Source organism: Bacillus sp. FSL H8-0545 (assembly GCF_038006105.1).
Classification (GTDB): Bacteria; Bacillota; Bacilli; order Bacillales; family Bacillaceae_G; genus Bacillus_A; species Bacillus_A cereus_U.
The window spans coordinates 1,889,915-1,909,816 of sequence record NZ_JBBOUO010000001.1 but is presented as its reverse complement, the minus strand read 5'-3'; the positions used below and the strand labels follow the sequence as shown (position 1 = coordinate 1,909,816).

Sequence of the window (19,902 nt, the reverse complement as noted above, 5' to 3'; positions counted from 1 at the left end):
TTTATTTAAGAGATTGTCATACAAGAGCCTGGGCCACCTGTGAAGGAAAGACCACAGCTTCCTTGTTCACTATATAAATCTGCAACTTGTTCGCGGTGAGATGTCGGAATGACGAAGCGATCTTTATATTTCGCAATGGCAAGAAGACGATACATATCTTCTACATCCTCTTTCGTTAAACCAATTTCTTTTAATACTGCTTCATTTGGTTCCTTATTAATTTGCAGTGCTCTCATATGTGTTCGCATGACAGCCATTTTTTTCAATGTAAGACGAATGTGTGATTCATCTCCTGCAGTGAGTAAATTCGCTAAATATTGAATTGGAATACGCATATTATCAATAGCAGGGAAAATTTCTTCTGCTTTCCAGTTACTTCCTTTCCCCTCCACCATATTCATAATCGGGCTAAGCGGCGGGATATACCAAACCATCGGCATTGTACGGTACTCTGGATGAAGAGGAAGAGCAATTTTCCAATCAATAATCATTTTATAAATAGGTGACTCTTGAGCAGCTTTCATCCATTCATCAGGAATTCCTTGTTTTTTTGCTTCAGCTATTACTTCTGGATCATTTGGATCTAGGAAAACAGTAAGCTGAGATTCATATAAATCTTTTTCATTTTCAACAGAAGCTGCTTCTTTTACTTTGTCAGCGTCATATAGCATTACCCCTATATAGCGAATACGTCCTACACATGTTTCAGAGCAAATTGTTGGCATACCAGCTTCAATACGCGGGAAACACATTGTGCATTTTTCTGCTTTATTTGTTTGCCAGTTAAAATACACTTTTTTATACGGACAAGACGATACACAAAATCTCCAAGCACGACATGCATTTTGATCAACAAGGACAATTCCATCTTCTTCACGTTTATACATCGCACCAGATGGACAAGACGAAACGCAAGATGGATTCATACAATGTTCGCATATGCGTGGTAAATACATCATAAAGACATTTTCAAAATCCGTTTTAATTCCTTCTTCCATTTTCTTGACGTTCGGATCTTGTAATCCTGTTATATGTCCACCTGCTAAATCATCTTCCCAGTTTGGACCCCATTCAATTTTGTCGATAAATTCGCCCGTAATTGCTGATTTTGGACGAGCAACTGGTTGATGCTTACGCTGCGGGCTGTTTGTTAACGTTTCATAATCATAATTCCAAGGTTCAAAGTAATCATCGATTGTTGGTTGATCTGGATTGTGGAAAATGTTCATAAGACGCTTCATTTTCGAACCGGATTTCAGCTGAATTTCACCATTTTTTAATTCCCAGCCGCCTTTGTATTTCTCCTGATCTTCCCATTGTTTCGGATAACCAATTCCAGGTTTCGTTTCTACGTTATTGAAGTACATATATTCAGCACCTGGACGATTTGTCCAGGTGTTTTTGCATGTTACGCTACAAGTGTGGCAGCCGATGCATTTATCTAGGTTCATTACCATTCCGACTTGCGCTTTAATCTTCAAGCCAATCTACCTCCTTCAGTTTACGGATTACGACATTTAAGTCACGCTGGTTCCCCGTCGGACCATAGTAGTTAAATCCATAGCTTAATTGGCCATATCCACCAATCATATGTGTTGGTTTAACGTGAATACGGGTTGGACTATTATGTGTTCCCCCGCGGGTGCTTGTTAATTTCGTACCAGGCACGTTAATGTGACGATCTTGTGCATGGTGCATAAATGCCATTCCCCTCGGTATACGGTGCGTTACAACAGCACGTGCTACGACAACGCCGTTACGATTAAAGCATTCAATCCAATCATTATCGGCAACTCCAGCTTCATTCGCGTCATCTTTGTTCATCCAAACAGTTGGACCGCCTCTAAACAGCGTTAACATCGGCAATGAATCGAAGTACATACTATGAATCGACCACTTATTATGCGGTGTTAAATAGTTTAGTGTAATTTCTTTCCCTTCTACTTCAGGTCGTGATTTACGAAACGGTTTATGTTGCAGAATTGGTTTAAATGTTGCCATCGTTTCACCAAATTCTTTCATCATGTCGTGATCTAAGTAGAAAGATTGTCGACCGGTTATCGTTCTCCAAGGGATGAGACGCTCAACATTGGTTGTAAATGGTGAGTAACGTCGTCCACCTTTTTCAGAACCCGTAAAGGCTGGAGAAGTAATTACTGTTTTAGGCTGCGCTGTAATTTGTTCAAATGTGAAGCATTCTTCTTCACGTTCTTCTGCTAAATCACGTAGTTTTAAATCGGTTTGTTTTTCAAGTGCTTCCCATGCTTTTACAGCCATATGACCGTTTGTTGTAGAAGAAAGTGTTAATACCGCCTCAGCAGCATTGATTGCTTCTTTTATATCTGGGCACCCTTTCGCAATAGAATCCGTTCGAATAACTCCTAATCGACTCTTTAATTGCTCATATTCTTTTTCTGCTGACCAAGAAATCCCTTTCGTACCAATCGGTTGTTTTCCGGTATTTGGTCCAAGCGCTGTCATCTTGTCATAAATCGTTTTGTAATCCCTTTCGACAACATGAATTTGCGGCATTGTTTTACCTGGTATTGGTTCACACTCACCTTTGCTCCAATCTTTAATCTTGCCAAGTGGTTGCGCTAATTCTTGCGGTGTATCGTGAAGAAGTGGTGTTGCAACAACTTCTTTCATTGGCTCAAGATCAATTTTCTTCGCTAAATCCGACACAGCTTTAGAAAGAGCGGTGAAAATATCCCAGTCAGAGCGTGCTTCCCACGGTGAACCGATTGCTGGATTAAATGGATGTACAAATGGATGCATATCTGTACTACTTAAATCATGTTTTTCATACCAAGTTGAAGCAGGTAAGACGATATCAGAATAAAGCGCCGTTCCAGCCATACGGAAATCTAAATTAATGAGTAAATCTAACTTCCCTTCAGGTGCATCTTCATGCCACTTAATTTCTTCTGGTCGTAATGAATCACTATCGTCATTCATTAATCCGTTTGTTGTACCTAATAAATGTTTTAAGAAATATTCGTGACCTTTACCGGAACTTGAAATTAAGTTTGCACGCCATACGAATAAGTTACGCGGGAAGTTGTTTTTATTATCTGGATCTTCAATTGCAAATTTCAGTTCTTTTTCTTTTAATTTTTGTGCAACGTATTTTCCGATTTCTTCTTGCGTTGTTGCACCAGCAGCAACAGCTTCTTTATATAATTCAATTCCATTCTTCTCGAATGTTGGATACGAAGGTAACCAGCCAAGTCGTGCCGCTAATACATTGTAATCACCGTGATGTTGATAACGTGAGTTGCCCTCAATTGGTGATGCTAAATGTCCAACAGGTGTATCTTCATAGCGCCATTGATCTGTTACGAAATAGAAGAATGACGTACCGTTTTGTAATTTCGGTGGCCCTTGCCAATCTTTTGCCATTGCGATTGTTTGCCACCCTTCTGCTGGTCGCAGCTTTTCTTGACCAACATAATGTGCCCAACCACCGCCGTTGACACCTTGTGCCCCGACGAGAAGAACAAGATTTAAAACTGCGCGATAAATCGTATCAGAATTAAACCAATGGTTAATACCAGCTCCGACAATAATCATCGAGCGACCATTCGTATCAACTGCATTTTGCGCGAACTCACGAGCAATTTGAATAATAAGTTCTCGCTTTACTCCAGTCATCTTCTCTTGCCATGCAGGTGTAAACGGTACATCATCATTGAAATCTTTCGGTTCTTGCCCGCCAAGACCTCGGTTCACACCGTAATTTGCTAACGTTAAATCGTATACAGTTGTAACGAACACTTCGCCTTCTTCTGTCATAACTTTTTTCACTGGAATGGTACGTTCTAATACTTTGTTTCCATCATCCGAGAAGTACGGGATTTGTACAGTTTCAACAGCATCTTCCATTCCAAGTAAAGAAAGACGTGGATCAATCGTTTCACCTGTCTGTTCATCTTCTAAACGCAAGTTCCATTTCTTCTCGTTATCCCAACGTGATCCCATTGTGCCGTGAGGTGTTGCAAAATCTTTCGTGTTATCATTCCAAAGAACAGGTTTCCATTCACCTAACTTAGTTTCACGTCCAATATCAGAAGCGTTTAAGAAACGATCAGCAACGAATTGATCTCCTTTTTGTTTCAATGTGACAAAGAACGGAAAATCAGTATATTGCTTCGCATACTTTGTGAAGTATTCCACTTGATTATCTACGTAAAATTCTTGTAAGATCACGTGCCCCATTGCCATCGCAAGGGCACCGTCTGTACCTTGCTTCACACTAATCCAATCATCAGCAAACTTTGTAGACTCGGCAAAATCAGGACTTACAGAAACGACTTTCGTCCCCTTATAACGAACTTCTGCTAAGAAATGAGCATCTGGTGTTCTTGTCATCGGTACATTTGAACCCCATGTCATAATGTAACCAGAGTTATACCAGTCACTACTTTCTGGCACATCCGTTTGATCACCCCAAATTTGCGGAGAAGCTGGTGGTAAATCAGCGTACCAATCATAGAAGCTTAGCATCGGCCCACCCATAAGTTGCATAAAACGGCTACCAGCAGCATGACTTAACATCGACATAGCTGGAATTGGTGAGAATCCAACATTTCGGTCTGGACCATATTTAATTACTGTATAAAGTAAAGAAGCTGAAACAAGTTGTAATACTTCATCCCAATTCGCTCGGATGAATCCCCCTTTACCGCGTGCCTCTTTATAAGCACGTGCTTTTTCAGGGTTTTCCACGATGCTTTTCCAAGCGTCTAGTGGTGAATCGTTATTTTGTAATTCCTCTTGCCACATACTCCAAAGAACACCACGTACATACGGATATTTCACACGAAGTGGACTATAAATGTACCAAGAAAAACTCGCCCCACGTGGACATCCTCGTGGTTCAAAATCAGGCATATCAGGACCTGTTGTTGGGTAATTAAGCTCTTGCCCTTCCCATGTTACAATTCCATCTTTCACATAAATGTTCCAACTACACGAACCAGTACAGTTCACACCGTGTGTAGAACGGATCACTTTATCGTGCTGCCAACGCTTTCTGTACACATTTTCCCATTCACGATCTTCATATGTTTCTTGTGTATGATTATCGTTATAACGATCTATTGGTGAAAAATATTTTAAACGTCTCATTAGTGCTGAAGGTTTCTTCTTCATAGTGTTCACTCCTTTAATACGTCTCTCTTACATACCCTTACTATAAAAGAGGTTGTAAAATACAGATGTGACATTTCGCACAGTTCAAGAGATTGTCAAAAATTCATAAAAAAATAAGTTTGAGAGAAAGTATTCGTAAATAAAGGTTTCTTTGCTCCGTTGTGAAGTTTTAAGGTCAACAGTGATTATTAGGAGAATAGTATTTTGAGGTATCGACCATTTTGCAAAAGAAAAAACGTAGGAGACATTCCTACGTTTTTCTTTATAAATATATTAAAAAAAGTTTTGATATTATTTCAAAAATGCTATAAGGAAACGATTATAAATTGTATGTAAGGAATTTATTTTTTCAGCGATACTATTTTATATTAAGACATATTTTACATTAAACTAGAAATCATTATTTACTATATTGCCCTTGGTTACGGAAACAATTATACTAGATATAATTTGAATTAATAATCTGAATATTCTTAGAATTAAGAGTAGGATTTCCTTTGAGGGCATAGAAATTGTAAAGTATCTCACCATGATTTTTTAACATGTAAGTTTCTTCCTATTTATACAAGTTCTCAATATGAACTTATATAATACCATTACGAGTTACCTCTTAGATTACTATCATACTGCAATAAAATGAAGGAACTCCTTTTCTTTAACCTAAATTCTATTTTTCACTAAATGAATTAGAAAACGATAATAAAACTAGGAGGATTACGATGCCCCAGATTGATTCATTACATCCCATTGTAGAAAAAATAATCAACAATATTGAAAAATTAATGGTCGGAAAACGAAAAGAAACGATCTTAGTCTTGACAGCTCTCTTAGCTGAAGGTCATGTACTATTAGAAGATGTTCCCGGTGTCGGGAAAACAATGCTAGTACGTGCTCTTTCTAAATCAATTGATGCCGATTACAAGCGGATTCAATTCACACCTGATTTACTGCCGTCAGATGTAACAGGTGTTTCTATTTACAATCCAAAAGAGCTCCAATTTGAGTTTAAGCCTGGACCAATTATGGGGAATTTTGTACTTGCTGATGAAATTAATCGTACATCTCCAAAGACGCAATCTGCCTTACTTGAAAGTATGGAAGAAGGCACTATCACAATAGATGGCATTACAAGACCGTTACCAAAACCGTTCTTTGTAATGGCTACACAAAATCCGGTCGAATATGAGGGAACATACCCTTTACCAGAAGCTCAGCTCGATCGTTTCTTGTTGAAGCTAAGAATGGGATATCCTACACCAGAAGAAGAATTTGAAATTTTAAACCGGATGGAAAAAACAAATCCACTCTCCCATTTACAAGCTATTACTACAATAAAAGAATTACTTTATTTACAACAAAGCGTACGGGAAGTAAGCATGGACAAAGCAATCAAGCATTACATTATAAAGCTTGTTAATCAGACTCGTTCTTATAGTTCTATACAGCTAGGTGCAAGTCCACGCGGCTCAATTGCTTTAATGAAAGCTTCACAGGCTTATGCATTCATCCATGGTAGAAATTATGTTATTCCAGACGATGTTAAATTTTTAGCTCCTTACGTTTTAGCACACAGACTCATTCTAAAAATGGAAGCAAGATTTGAAGGAATAACAGGAGAACAAGTTGTCGCCAAAATCGTTGCACGAACTACCGTGCCAACTCAAAGGACGACGAACCTTTGATGAAACGACTACTACGAGCACTATATCACGTTACCAAGTTATCGCTAATCCCTTTATGCCTAGTCTTAACATTTGTTTACGCTATGCTTCAAGGAGGATTTGTAAGTTGGTTTTTGTTTTACAGTACGATTCCTATTGGTCTTTATTCACTACTACTCCCCTTCTACGCTTTACGGGATGCTGAAGTAAAACGAATAACAAACCAAAACGAATATGTAGCAGGAGAACAATTTTTAAGCACTATTACAATAAAAAGAAAATTTCCTTTTCCCTTACTTTATTTAGTTATAGAAGATGAACTGCCATCACAATTTACAAGTTGTATACAAACAAAGATGAATAAGGTAATACTCTTTCCAGGATTAAAACGAAATATTTCGTTTCAATATGTGATTGACACACTCCCTAGAGGAGAGCACACTTTTTCAAGCGTACGTGTCAAAACTGGCGATCTATTCGGTATGATGGAGAAAGAAGTAACTTTTTCAGTTCCAGATACATTTTTAATCTATCCCCAGTACGTAGATATAACGTATCGACAATTGGAAAATCATTTCGAACAAGGAGCGCTTTCAGCAAATATAAATTTAGCAAAAGACTCTACAATCTCTGTCGGTGTCAGAGACTATAAACCTGGTGACCGCTTTTCATGGATTGATTGGAAAGCAACTGCACGAACAAACAATATTATGACGAAAGAGTTTGAACAACAGCGCAGCCATAATATCATGATATTCATGGACAGAACCACATCCCCTCTATTCGAATCAGTCGTAACGTTTACTGCCTCTATTGTGAGGGCTGTCTTGAAGCAAAATTCACCAGCGTCATTCGTGTCCGTCGGAAAAGAACAAACTATTTTCCCTTTAGACAATGGAGATACTCAGTTGCAGCAAATCTTTTGTCATTTAGCGAAAGTACAAGCAGACAGTGTATTCCCGCTCTCCCAGAGTGTAGAAATGGAATTAAGAAAAATTTATGAGCCCGTAACGATTATACTCGTGACAAGCGATCTTTCTCCCGATATTCAAAAGTCGGCTGACTGTGCTGCTATAAAAAATAGAAAATTAATGGTGTTTGTCGTGAAAGAAAAAGCGAATCAACTCTCACAGCGAGAACTCAGTATACTAGAAACTCTACAAAAACGAAAAATATTTGTAAACGCGGTTTATGAAAACCGGTATACAAACGTGTTTTTTGAGGTGAGCAAATGATAACATTACAAACAAAATACCAATGGGATATGAGCAGATTCTTCATGCATGTATGTGCACTTCTTCTTTTACTAGAATGGCTAAGACCCCTTATAGGTATTACAAACGTAGGTAGATTAGATATTTTTGTAATATTTATAGGAATTTGCTTCACTCTCTCTTTTTTTCAAACAAGGTGGCAGATTCCAATAAAGATCGTCACGATATTATTCATCATTCATTTTCTGTATTATAAAAATACTTTTATAAATCCATCTTGGTTAACGAAATTTTTTACTGATATTTCTCGAAATTCCTCCCTGTTTTTCCAAGGGAATTTGCTAGATATTTCTCCAGTTTTTCCAACACTTTTATTTTTTTTATCATTTTGGTTTTTGAGTGCTTTCATCTCTTTTTGGATGATTCATAAAAAACGTGGATTGTTATTTCTTGTATTGACTATTATTTATATCACAACTTTTCATAACTTACATTTATACAATGCAAACTACGCTATTATTCGTACTGTTGTCATCGGCTTTTTTATGCTTAGTCTTCTTCACATAGAACGAATAAAAGAGATGGAACACTTACAAAATTATGCTAGAGTAATCTCAAAATTACTTAGACCTCTTACAATATTTATTGTATTGTCAGCAATCATCGCATACTTTGCTCCAAAATTTGGTCCTCAATGGCCAAACCCAATGAATTTTTTAAAATTCAACACATCCGAAGCAAGTAAAGAACAAGAAGTTTCTAAAATTGGGTATGGTTTAGATGACTCCCGATTAGGCGGTCCTTTTAAGGCGGATCCTACAATTGTTTTCACAGCACAAACACAAAACAAACAATATTGGAGAGTAGAAACAAAAGATTTTTATACAGGAAAAGGCTGGGAAGTTTCTGAAAATCAAAAAAAGGTTTCTTTTAAAAATAAAAACGACGTCGTGAGCTGGTACGAACAAAATACAAAGACGGAGGCAACGGAGGCAACAATCACCATGCAAAAAAGTTATCCTCACCTTACCTATCCAGCAGGATTAGTATCAGTTGAGGCTTCTTCTGATGTATCATACAGCGTTGACCCATTTTCAGAAAAAATCTATACGATGCACGGAGACTCTTCTACTACTTTAAATTCATATAAAGTAACATATGAGATCCCGGAGTTTTCCATAGAAAACTTGAAAGCTGTAAAAACGAATGAAGGTCAGGAAACAAGTTCTTATTTCATGACAAAGTACACACAACTTCCCGAATCATTACCGCAGCGAGTAAAAGACTTGGCTATCAATCTTACAAATGATAAAGACAATCGATATGATAAAGTATTAGCTATTGAAAATTACTTCACAGACAATTCTTTTGTATACGAAACAATGAATGTCTTATTCCCTGCCAAAAACCAAGATTATGTAGATCAATTCCTTTTCGATACAAAAAGCGGCTACTGTAATAATTTTTCGACGTCTATGATCGTGTTACTTCGTTCTGCCGGGATTCCTGCTCGCTGGGTAAAAGGCTATACAGAAGGAACTCTTGAGAATACACTTGCTGGTACAGAAGGTGAGAATGTTTATAAAATCGCGAACAATAACGCACACTCTTGGGTCGAAGTATATTTTCCAGAATACGGATGGATTCCATTCGAACCAACAAAAGGGTTTACCAATCCCTATAATTTTATAAATAATACCCCTGCTTCTACTTCACAAAATAGCGAAGAAACTAATTCTAATAGTGGGCAAATACACCAACGGAACAATGAAGCGAAGCTCAAAAGTTTAATAGAAAATACAGAAGAAGCCTCTACTAAAAAGATTACAAATTCTAAAAATAGGATTTCTTGGTGGTACGTATTCCTCTCTACGATACCGATTAGTATCATCGGATACATTCTCTTCACTACTAGAATGAAATGGATTACATTTTTTATTATTCTTTTCTATAAATACCGAAAAGATGATGCTGTTTATCAAAAAGCTTACAGTGCACTTTTAAAACAATTTGCGAGAATTGGCATACCACGGGGTGAAAGTCAAACATTCCGAGAGTATGCTCTCCAGATCGATACACTTTACAACTCGGCCGATATGCAACAACTTACTTTCAGTTATGAGAACGCTATGTATCAAAAGGGACAGGCCGCAGCCGAATGGAAGAAATCCGTACACTTATGGGAAGTGCTTATGAAAAAAGCAACTTCTCTGCCTAAATCAAATGACTTCGATACAGTGATTTAATCTTGATAATGTGAGTTTAAAGAAAACACCTCAAAGAACTACTTTGTTCTTTGAGGTGTTATTTAATAAACATAATAAAAGATAGCTAACTCCTAATTATTCCCCAAGCAGCTTCTCAATCTCAACCTCTAAATCCACCGGCTTCGTTTGCGGTGCAAAACGCCCTACTACTTTCCCGTCTTTTCCAATTAAAAACTTAGTAAAGTTCCATTTCACAGCTTTCATACCAAGTAAACCTGGTGCTTGTTCTGTCATGTATGCATAAAGAGGATGAGCCTTATCACCTTTCACACCAATCTTTGCAAACATCGGGAAGTTTACACCGTAGTTCAATTCACAAAAACTTGTAATATCCGTTTCTGTACCAGGTTCTTGTCCCCCGAATTGATTACAAGGGAAACCGAGTATTTCTAGTCCTTGTTCTTGATATTTATCATATACTTCCTGTAACCCTTTATATTGAGGTGTAAATCCACATTTACTAGCTACATTTACAATGAGAAGTACTTTTCCTTCGTAATCTTTTAACGATTTTTCTTCTCCTGTTATTGTTTTAGCTGAAAAATCATAAACTGTCATTGTTCCTACCCCTCTCTTCACTATCATTCTATGTTTATACTATACTACATTAGTGAATATACGGCTCTTATTACAATACTTACACATTAAAATGATAGCGCTTTATTTTTGTTCAAAAATTCGACACAAATTACTAGACTTTAATGATGGAAAGTTTTACAATTGAATTGTGAACAAAATGTGACAGTTTGCATTATAAATTGTGACATTTTCAATTCCATTATAAAAGAAAAGGATGGTGTTGATTATGAAAACTGCACAACGTGAAATGATTTCAAATCGTGAGTTTTATTTCGTACTATATATGATGTTATTGTATGTTACTGGTTGGGTAATTGATGTAAATGGCTTATTCCTAAGTTCCTACTTTAATTTAGCAGGAGAGATTATTCTTCCCTTAGTTGGCGGCATTGTTGGACTGTTCGTTATGTTTATCAATAAAGAACAAACTAAATAACAACATTACATAAAGGCAGAAGACGAAATTTTCGTTTTCTGCCTTTTTCTTTTTTAGCGTATAATAAAAAACATGCAAGTATATAAGGAGTGGTAAGTATGAAAAAAGTAGAACAACTATCTTCTCATCTATATCTTATTGATGATTATGACTTACAACATGATGAACGCACAGGTACATACGTTTTATTAGGTGACGATATTACTTTAATTGAAACTTGTGCGGCCCCTTCTCTTCCCTATATTTTAGACGGCTTACAGCAATTACATATTAATTTAAATGATGTAAAAAACATTATCGTTACACATGTTCATTTAGATCACGCAGGCGCAGCAGGGTTAATGATGGAAAAGTGCCCAAATGCTACTCTATTTGTGCATCCGCGCGGGGCACGTCATATGATTGACCCCACAAAACTAATTCTTGGCGCAAAAGCTGTGTACAAAGAAGATTTTGATACACTCTTTGATCCAATTCTTCCAATTGAAGAAGAACGTGTTCACATTGTACAAAATGGTGATACATTAAAAATTGCAGAAGACCGTACACTTACATTTTATGATACACCGGGACATGCGAAGCACCATATTAGCATTCACGATTCAAAAACAAACGGCATTTTCACTGGTGATACGATTGGAATTTATTATAGGGAGCTAGCTGATCTTGGTGTAGAATTATATCTACCATCAACGTCCCCTTCACAATTCCAGCCAGATGCGATGATTGCCTCTAAAAATCACATTCAAAGTATGAATGTAGATACTATTTATTTCGGTCATTACGGCGCATCTGCCAATGTTACAGAAGTATATAGCCAACTTGAACATTGGTTACCCATTTTCGTTCATACTGGTAAAGATGTCTTTGAAAAATGTAATGATTTCGATGAGGCAACCAAAGCATTACAAACTTTATTAATGGATAAAATCTCTTCTCACCTTACAAAATTAAACGTCCCATCAAATCATTCCGTTTATAACATTTTACATCTAGATATAGAAATTAGCGCCATGGGCATTATTGATTATTTCACAAAGCAAGAAAAAACAAATTCCACTATTAAATAACGGCAAAAAAAGAGATATACAACAGTAGTTATTGTATATCTCTTCTTTCTTTGAATATATTTTTAGTAAAGGATGGTGGAATGCAATGCAAAAAGTGATGCTATACCTCTGCTTTACATTATTTATCGTCTTATTATTATTTGTCGGAGTAAAAATTCAATTTTATTTAGATACAGATGCGCAAGTGAACTTTAACCTTTATCCAAGGTTATTCTACTTTACACTCTTCCCTCTTTTAGTCGGCATTTTATTACGATTCCTACAATCAATTAATCGCGAAACGAGCAAACAAAACTGGAACTTTCAGCTGGATAAATTTATCGCTATTACGTTGCCTACACTATTCATTTCCTTTTCTCCAGCTCTACTCTTTTCACCACTTGGCGAATACCTACCTTATTTAACTAATATTATTCTTGTGAATACAACTTTCGTTACCATTATTAGTTTAATAGCTGGTTATTCACTATTAGATTGTTTTATACAAAAAGACAAGGAGAATAGTAAGGAATATAACTAAGTGATTTCCCACTTTCACTTTATTAAGCAAATCAAGTTAATTCTGCCCCTGACTTGTATGCAAAAGAGCCTAATGTTCAATTTTTAAGTGTCGTTGGTTATGGTGGTTTATTTATAAGTGCAATACTCCTTGTAAGAGTTGCTATACATGCGGTAAGGAAATTTAAGTAATAACAAAACGAGTATGAAATCGCATAGATTTTATACTCGTTTTTTATTGTTCATATATTTAATTGATAATAGGAAATTTATGTTAAACTAAAGAAAGTCGTGCACTAAATCAAAATACATTTCAAACAAGGGAGACTTATTATGAAATTAGGGACTTTCTCGTTTCTAACGTTTATCGCAAGTATATGTTCTTTCTTTGTTTTAAGAGGACCTAATGCGAATTTAACATTAATTATTGTGCTTCTAAGTATGCTTTCATTACTCGGTATTATTTTTGCGATCGCATCAAAGAATTGGCTATTTAAAATAGTTGGTACGGCATTAAATGGAGTAATACTAGTATTTGTATATTTCTTATTGCTAGCAAAAGGAATAGGTGGTTAATATATTTACGTTTCAATAAGAAAAGCTCACCTTTTCATCTACATACTCCATAAACTGTTCTGCTTTAATAAACCTTTCTTTATACGCTTCAGGTACTTCTTCTACTGTTATCCCACCACTCGATTTCGTTTTTACTAACACGGTTTGATATGCCATTAATGCTTCCATATATTGTTCATACTCTTCAGGAGTTAATACTTCTTTACTAGATTTATGGCCATTTAATTTATCAAAATACGGCTGAAGCTCCATTTCTACCTTTTTTAATCCCTCTTTTTTAGCTGGCGATAATTGATCATAATCAATATTACCATTCGAATCCCCGTACTCAAGCTTTGCATTCGTTAATTTCTTTAGTTCTTTTGTAAACTCTTCATATTCTTTTGCACCTATTTCATCTTTCGCTTGAGATAACTTTGCATTAAAACGCATGTATCCTTCTAATGTTATAGCTCCGGCATGCTTCTTTAAATTTTCAAACGACCCGTATATACCATCTGCCATAATAGATTGATAAGCAAAACCAGTTGTCGGAATTAAAAATGCGGCTGCAAGCACTCCTGCGATAAGGCGCTTCTTCCTTTTACTTCCACCGTTCTTCATTTTAATTTGAACGATTACTTTTTCTTTTAACTCTGGCGGGGCTATAATCCCTTTCGCTTCTTCTTGTATGGATTCCCTAACTCTACAATCTAAACTCATTTCACATTCCCTACCTCTCCTAAAAAGATTTCTTCTACTTGCTCTTTTTGACGTAGTTTCTTTAGTGCTGCATGAATTCTGGACTTCACGGTACCGATTGGAGTATGTAATATATGTGCTACTTCTTCTTGTGAGTAATCATGTAAGTATCTTAAGATAATAACTTGTTTCAATTTATATGGTAATTTATGAATGAGTTCAATTAATTTTTGGTTTGATATTTTACTTACAACATCGCTAGAAAAATCAATTTGTACTGGTTTTCTTTGCTCTTCTGCTTTTTTTACAATTCGCAGTCGCATCCACCTCTTTCTTCTATAAGAATGAATTTGTTTAATCGCAAGTCCAATTAACCATGGACGAAATGGCTTCTCACTATCATATTTACGAAGCGATTCATATAGCTGTATGTATATTTCCTGAACGACATCATCTATATCTGCTTTATCCTCTATTAAAAAATGTGCTGTCTTATATACTTCTTGAATCGTTTTATCATACAACTCACTATACGCTTCTTTATTGCCTGATAAAGTTAATTGGATTAGTTCTGTGTATACTGTTTCATCCTTCATATACCATCCCTCCTTTGTCCTACACTATATATTGGCAAGCAAACGATATTTCGTTCGATTTCTTTCAAAGATTTTTCAAATAAATTAATATAAGGATGCAATGGCTTCATAAGCTTCACTTATAACCCTGCATAACAATTATATAATTTCCCAATTCCTAATGAAGATTTAAAATAATATATATATTCAAATTTAGGAGGATGTATATGAAAGCTATCGTTGTAACTTCATTCGGTGGTCCTGAAGTGTTGAAATATACGGACATGGATATTCCTACATTTTCAGATAATCAAGTTTTAATTCGCGTTGTTGCTACTAGTGTTAATTTCGCCGATATTAAATCACGTTATGGCAAAAAAGGAAACAAAGCCTTACCTTTTATTCCAGGGATAGATGCAGCTGGTATTGTAGAACACGTAGGTTCTCATGTGAAAAATATTTATCCTGGCCAGCGTGTCATTACTTTTCCTCAAAATGGCTCTTACGCTGAATATGTTGTCGCGAACGAAAATCTTACTTTTGTATTACCTGATGAAGTTGATTTCCAAACTGCAGCTGCCTGCCCTATCGTATCTTTTACAAGCTACAATTTACTTGCAAATGTTGCAAGACTTCAGCAAGGTGAATCTGTTCTAATTCATGCCGCTGCTGGAGGAATTGGTACTACTGCGATTCAACTCGCAAAATTATTAGGGGCTAAAAAAGTAATCGGGACTGTCGGAAGTGAAGCAAAAAGAAAAATTGCTTTAGATGCTGGCGCTGATTATGTTATTTGTCATCAAGATGACGATTTTGTAGAGAGGGTAGGTCAGCTTACAAACGGAGAAGGCGTTAATATTGTTTTAGATTCTATTTCTGGTACTGTGTCCGAAAGAAGTTTAGACTGCCTTGCTTATTACGGTCGTCTCGTCCATTTCGGCAATGCTAGCGGAGAAGTTGGTAGTTTTCAAACGAAAGATTTACACGCAAGTTGCCGTTCTATACTCGGCTTCAGCTTTGGCACTACACGAAAAAAACGTCCTGAATTGCTTCAAGAAACTGCTAATCAAGTTTTCCGTTATTTACGCGATGGAAGTTTACAAATTAAAACTACGAAATCTTTTCCTCTTCAAGATGCAGGGAAAGCACATGAATGGGTCGAAAGTAGACAAAGTACAGGGAAAGTAATACTACACGTTCAGACAGCTCCCTAAAATGAATACATGAAATAGAGGTGTTATTCATGGGATCACGAATTATGCATATCATTATCGCTAACGGTATTGCTGAGAAACTTTCTATTCAAGATAAAACCTCTTTCTTACTTGGTGGTGTAGCTCCTGATGCTGTTCATTCAAAAGAAGAAAAAGGAACTTCACATTTTTACGCTGGTACAACGAAAAACTATACGAGAAGAATAGATTATGATTCATTTATTCATAAATATGAAGATCATATGGATGCCTCTTATATTTTAGGTTATTATACCCACCTCATTGCCGATGATAATTGGCTAAGTGGATTTTTTCTACCTTGGCTAAAAAACAGAATTGAGAACGACGAAACTATCGTGCCTATGTACTATAACGATTTTAAATTATTGAACGCACAATTGTTGCATCATTACGATAAAGAACAACAGCTCTTCGCCCTACTTAATCAAGAGGCTAACATTGTAAATATCGAGGAGATTTCTAGAGAGAATGCTTTAGCTTTTCGGCAATATATTTTTGAAGATATGCTGTACCCCGAGCAACATTTGTATGAAGACCTACAGGTGTTTACATTTGATCAAATCGTTGGTTATATTGAGACAGCTATTGAAAAAGGGACATTTTTTATCAAACAACTCTCTAATGAAAAATCCACTTCAAACATTTAATCCCCCTCATTATATATGAGGGGGATTTTGACATAACAATATCATTATTTGTTCTTTTCCATAACCGCAAAATAATTCCCTTCACTATCAGCAAAGTTAAACACTTTACCCGAAGGCATTGTTACCATTTCGCCAACTGTAACATTTTTATTTGTTAAATCTGTATATAGTTGTTCCAGATTTTCTGAGAAGAACATTAAAGACGGTGTACCAAGATTCAATTCTGGGCTCATTTTGGAGATAACCTCTTTATTATGTAATATGATACTCGTCTCAGCATCATTAGTTGGAGCGATTTCAATCCATCTCATTCCTTGATTGTTATCTTCCTCTGCGATTACATGAAACCCTACTTTTTCTGTCCAAAAATTTAATGCCTCATCTTGATTATTTACATATAACATAATTTGTCCGACTTTATGAATCATTTCATTTCCCCCTAATGGTTTTTATATTCTATGTAGCTTTCTACAATTACTATTGTTATTCCTTTTTCATTTATATGTACTTCTTTATGAAATTTATCGACTGGATCATTCCTTCACGTTCGTCAAAATAATCATTTCTTTCAATCATGTTATATCCATCAAAACCGATGTTATCTAATGTATGAAAAAACAAGTCGAAATCTACTTCACCATTTCCTGCTGCGACTTCTATATACTTACTTGAACTATCGCTTTTCAATTCTTTACAATCTTTAATATGCGTTTGTACTATATAATTTTTTAATAGCAATAAACTTTCTATCGGATTTTTATTTACATCACTTATTAAATTTGCTGGGTCAAAGTTAACAGCTAGTCCTTTTGAGTTTGTAGTTTCTAAAAATCTTTTTAACACTATTGCTTTTTCAGATCCCGTCTCAATAGCGAAGACTCCCCCGAATTTGAATGCTAAATTCCCTATTTCGTAACAGATTTGTTCCATTTTATTATAGTACTCACTTTTTTCATCATTTGGAATTCCCTCAATATGAGCTGTTATTATCCTTGCTCCCAACTCTAACCCTCTGTCAGTAATATATTTAAACCGTTCTATTGCACTGTCAACTTCCATTCCTACAATTCCGTTTTCTCCAAAATTAATCGCTAATGATGGGACTTTAATCCCATTAAAAGATAAGCTATCCTTTAAAGTAATCCATTCTAACTTTGAAATATTAGCTAAATTGAAATTCTCATTCATAGCATATAGTTGAATATATTCTAAATCCCATTCTCTCGCCTTTCTTATTCCTTCGTTTACTTCAATATGTTTCGTATTTAAAAACATTCCTAATTTCCTAGCCATACATGTACCTTCTTTTTATTATTTCGTATCATGTTAATATTCGACTTTTTTTATGTTACTTCCTTGTACAAACTAAACTAGAAATGCTACACCTTTATCAATATTCCCTGTAGAATCGTTAATATTTTTAAAGTTACGATAGATGAAATTTTAATCATCGTTAATAAAATTTCATCTATTATTCCACAAAAAACAGACGTAACTACGCATAGTTACGTCTTTCCATTCATTTATCTAGGCTTTTTCTTACCAGTAAAAGCTGGTTTCTTTTTCTTTGGTGCTGGTGGTTTCGATTCTACAAATGTTCCTTTGAACATTTCTTGTTTCGTAAACACGATACCTAATTTTTTCGCAAATTGAAGTAATTTACGCTCTTCTTGTTCTGTTACAAGAGAAACGACTGTTCCTTCTTTACCCATACGTCCTGTACGTCCAGAGCGGTGAATATATTGGTCTACTGTATCTGGTAATTCTAAGTGAATTACGTGTGTTAAATCATCGATATCTAATCCACGTGCTGCAATATCAGTAGCAAGTAGAATCTCTAATTTCCCGCTGCGGAAAGCGCGCATCGTTACTTCACGCTCTTGTTTGCTTGCCTCTGCATGAAGTGCTGCTGCTTTCATTTTACGGAATTTTAGTTTTTGAGTAATTTCATCTAAACGGAATGGATCATTTAAGAAGGCAACTGCTTTTACATTTCCCATATGCATAACTCTTCTAATATAATCATTTTTTTCACGACGTTCACAAACGATATACGTATGTTCAACTAGGCTCTGTGCCTCTGAGCGTGTTACACGTACTAATTGTGGTTCAACTGTCAAATCACGTGCCGCATCTTCTGCAGCTTTTGTTATTGTCGCCGAGCAGAATACTAATTGACGATCACGCATCGTTGATTTAATTACATCAAGTACAGCACCCATCATCTTTTGTTTTACAATTTGATCAAACTCATCAAATACAATCGTTTTCACTTCATGCATCTTTAATTTTTTCATACGAATCAATTCTAAAATACGTCCTGGTGAACCGACAATAACTCTTGGGTGTTTCTTTAATTTTTCAACTTGGCGCTTAATATCCGCACCACCAATTAAAGACGCACCTGAAATATCAGTTCCTGCTGTAAACTTTTGAACCTCTTCATGAATTTGCATAACAAGTTCACGAGTTGGCGCTAAAATTACAACTTGAGGTTGTTTAATTTCAGGATTAATTTTATGTAAAAGTGGTAATAAGTACGCTAATGTTTTTCCTGTTCCAGTTGGAGATTCAGCTATAACGTCTTGTCCTTCTAAAATAGTTGGAATCGCTTGTTTTTGAATTTCAGTAAACTCTTTAAAACCAGCCTTTTCCCAAGCTTGTTGTAAAAATGGTTGCATATCTTTTATCATTTGTTTTTCTCCTTTATCTCTATTTTTGAAGAAAATGTTGTATTGTTCGCACCGTTTCTATCATGTGTGAAATAACAGCTATTAAATCATCAACATGGTCTTCTGTAATCGCTTTTTGAAATAGAACCTCTACCTTATTATGATATGAAATCGCTTGCTTATTATATTCGTATGAAATTTTCTGTGTAATCATTCGCTCTTTTCCCCAAATAGATTGCAATAAAGCTTCAATTTCTTGACATCCTATCTCTGGCTGTTCCATTTCGAACGAGAACGCTAACTTCATTTCACAACCTGGTATAAACTGAGGTACTTCTAATATTTCACCTGATAAATTCTTCGCATCAACAGATAGTGAAAATGTCGCCTCTACCAGCGTTTTAAATGTTTCTGTTAGTTGAAATGAAATACTATACATACGACTTAATGAAGCAAGATCCATCACATCTTTTCGATCTGTTACGAGAATATCACCGTGTAAATCGAAATCATAGACAGCTCCTTCCACAATTACCTTTAAATTTTCAAAAGCAGTTGGATCAAACATAATTTCCTCCAAAAAACAGGCGCCTTTCTATGGAAAGGCGCCACTTGATGTATATATAGTTTACAGATA

General features: G+C 35.8%; 18 protein-coding genes. 9 read left to right on the top strand and 9 right to left on the bottom strand.

Annotated elements, in window-relative coordinates:
- Positions 1 to 5: 5 nt before the first annotated feature.
- Together narH and MHI07_RS10100 are read right to left on the bottom strand one after the other, a co-directional pair.
- On the bottom strand, positions 6 to 1,481 hold the full coding sequence (gene narH, locus MHI07_RS10105) for a nitrate reductase subunit beta (protein WP_340823453.1): 1,476 nt from the start codon (positions 1,479 to 1,481) through the stop codon (positions 6 to 8).
- A complete protein-coding gene (locus tag MHI07_RS10100; protein ID WP_340823451.1) occupies positions 1,471 to 5,154 on the bottom strand; it encodes a nitrate reductase subunit alpha in 3,684 nt (1,227 codons plus the stop codon). Before MHI07_RS10100 ends, narH begins: the two co-directional genes overlap by 11 nt.
- Positions 5,155 to 5,873: 719 nt before the next feature.
- Between MHI07_RS10100 and MHI07_RS10095 the strand changes: the two genes are divergently transcribed.
- The 3 genes from MHI07_RS10095 to MHI07_RS10085 are packed head-to-tail and all read left to right on the top strand — an operon-like array spanning position 5,874 to position 10,275.
- Positions 5,874 to 6,836: an AAA family ATPase gene (locus MHI07_RS10095; protein WP_340823449.1), complete on the top strand. Its 963-nt coding sequence runs from the start codon at positions 5,874 to 5,876 to the stop codon at positions 6,834 to 6,836.
- On the top strand, positions 6,836 to 8,050 hold the full coding sequence (locus tag MHI07_RS10090; protein WP_340823447.1) for a DUF58 domain-containing protein: 1,215 nt from the start codon (positions 6,836 to 6,838) through the stop codon (positions 8,048 to 8,050). Before MHI07_RS10095 ends, MHI07_RS10090 begins: the two co-directional genes overlap by 1 nt.
- On the top strand, positions 8,047 to 10,275 hold the full coding sequence (locus tag MHI07_RS10085; RefSeq protein WP_340823445.1) for a transglutaminase TgpA family protein: 2,229 nt from the start codon (positions 8,047 to 8,049) through the stop codon (positions 10,273 to 10,275). The genes MHI07_RS10090 and MHI07_RS10085 overlap by 4 nt, the downstream gene beginning before the upstream one ends.
- Before the next feature lie 96 nt (positions 10,276 to 10,371).
- Here the strand turns inward: MHI07_RS10085 and bsaA are convergent, their stop codons facing one another.
- Complete coding sequence (bsaA, locus tag MHI07_RS10080; protein ID WP_340823443.1) at positions 10,372 to 10,854, bottom strand: glutathione peroxidase; 483 nt, start codon at positions 10,852 to 10,854, stop codon at positions 10,372 to 10,374.
- 247 nt (positions 10,855 to 11,101) lie between these two features.
- On the opposite strand from bsaA, the gene MHI07_RS10075 reads away from it, so the two are divergent.
- The 4 genes from MHI07_RS10075 to MHI07_RS10060 all read left to right on the top strand — a co-directional run bounded on the left by MHI07_RS10075 (position 11,102) and on the right by MHI07_RS10060 (position 13,455).
- Positions 11,102 to 11,311: a DUF3925 family protein gene (locus MHI07_RS10075; RefSeq protein ID WP_070128281.1), complete on the top strand. Its 210-nt coding sequence runs from the start codon at positions 11,102 to 11,104 to the stop codon at positions 11,309 to 11,311.
- A gap of 98 nt (positions 11,312 to 11,409) precedes the next feature.
- Positions 11,410 to 12,381 (top strand): MBL fold metallo-hydrolase, encoded by a 972-nt coding sequence (locus MHI07_RS10070; RefSeq protein ID WP_340823440.1) that lies wholly within the window; start codon positions 11,410 to 11,412, stop codon positions 12,379 to 12,381.
- 85 nt (positions 12,382 to 12,466) lie between these two features.
- The gene (locus tag MHI07_RS10065) at positions 12,467 to 12,901 is read left to right on the top strand and encodes a hypothetical protein (RefSeq protein WP_340823438.1); all 435 of its coding nucleotides are present in this window, start codon (positions 12,467 to 12,469) and stop codon (positions 12,899 to 12,901) included.
- Positions 12,902 to 13,212: 311 nt separating this feature from the next.
- Positions 13,213 to 13,455 carry a hypothetical protein gene (locus MHI07_RS10060; protein ID WP_078173750.1) on the top strand — a complete coding sequence of 81 codons (243 nt, stop codon included), beginning with the start codon at positions 13,213 to 13,215 and terminating at the stop codon, positions 13,453 to 13,455.
- A 12-nt stretch (positions 13,456 to 13,467) separates the two neighbouring features.
- On the opposite strand, the gene MHI07_RS10055 is transcribed toward MHI07_RS10060, so the two are convergent.
- Complete coding sequence (locus MHI07_RS10055; RefSeq protein WP_340823436.1) at positions 13,468 to 14,157, bottom strand: DUF3600 domain-containing protein; 690 nt, start codon at positions 14,155 to 14,157, stop codon at positions 13,468 to 13,470.
- On the bottom strand, positions 14,154 to 14,732 hold the full coding sequence (locus MHI07_RS10050; protein WP_002158094.1) for a sigma-70 family RNA polymerase sigma factor: 579 nt from the start codon (positions 14,730 to 14,732) through the stop codon (positions 14,154 to 14,156). The genes MHI07_RS10055 and MHI07_RS10050 overlap by 4 nt, the downstream gene beginning before the upstream one ends.
- A gap of 206 nt (positions 14,733 to 14,938) precedes the next feature.
- Between MHI07_RS10050 and MHI07_RS10045 the strand changes: the two genes are divergently transcribed.
- Positions 14,939 to 15,925: a quinone oxidoreductase family protein gene (locus MHI07_RS10045; RefSeq protein ID WP_340823433.1), complete on the top strand. Its 987-nt coding sequence runs from the start codon at positions 14,939 to 14,941 to the stop codon at positions 15,923 to 15,925.
- Positions 15,926 to 15,954: 29 nt separating this feature from the next.
- Entirely contained in the window at positions 15,955 to 16,593 is a 639-nt protein-coding gene (locus MHI07_RS10040) for a zinc dependent phospholipase C family protein (RefSeq protein ID WP_340823431.1), read from the top strand.
- Positions 16,594 to 16,637: 44 nt separating this feature from the next.
- On the opposite strand, the gene MHI07_RS10035 is transcribed toward MHI07_RS10040, so the two are convergent.
- The 4 genes from MHI07_RS10035 to MHI07_RS10020 all read right to left on the bottom strand — a co-directional run bounded on the left by MHI07_RS10035 (position 16,638) and on the right by MHI07_RS10020 (position 19,833).
- Positions 16,638 to 17,021, bottom strand: a complete 384-nt coding sequence (locus tag MHI07_RS10035) for a VOC family protein (RefSeq protein WP_070128275.1) — start codon at positions 17,019 to 17,021, stop codon at positions 16,638 to 16,640.
- Positions 17,022 to 17,091: 70 nt separating this feature from the next.
- Complete coding sequence (locus MHI07_RS10030) at positions 17,092 to 17,886, bottom strand: sugar phosphate isomerase/epimerase family protein (RefSeq protein WP_340823425.1); 795 nt, start codon at positions 17,884 to 17,886, stop codon at positions 17,092 to 17,094.
- A gap of 230 nt (positions 17,887 to 18,116) precedes the next feature.
- On the bottom strand, positions 18,117 to 19,286 hold the full coding sequence (locus MHI07_RS10025; protein WP_002158100.1) for a DEAD/DEAH box helicase: 1,170 nt from the start codon (positions 19,284 to 19,286) through the stop codon (positions 18,117 to 18,119).
- A 19-nt stretch (positions 19,287 to 19,305) separates the two neighbouring features.
- Complete coding sequence (locus MHI07_RS10020; protein ID WP_002158102.1) at positions 19,306 to 19,833, bottom strand: hypothetical protein; 528 nt, start codon at positions 19,831 to 19,833, stop codon at positions 19,306 to 19,308.
- Positions 19,834 to 19,902 lie beyond the last annotated feature (69 nt).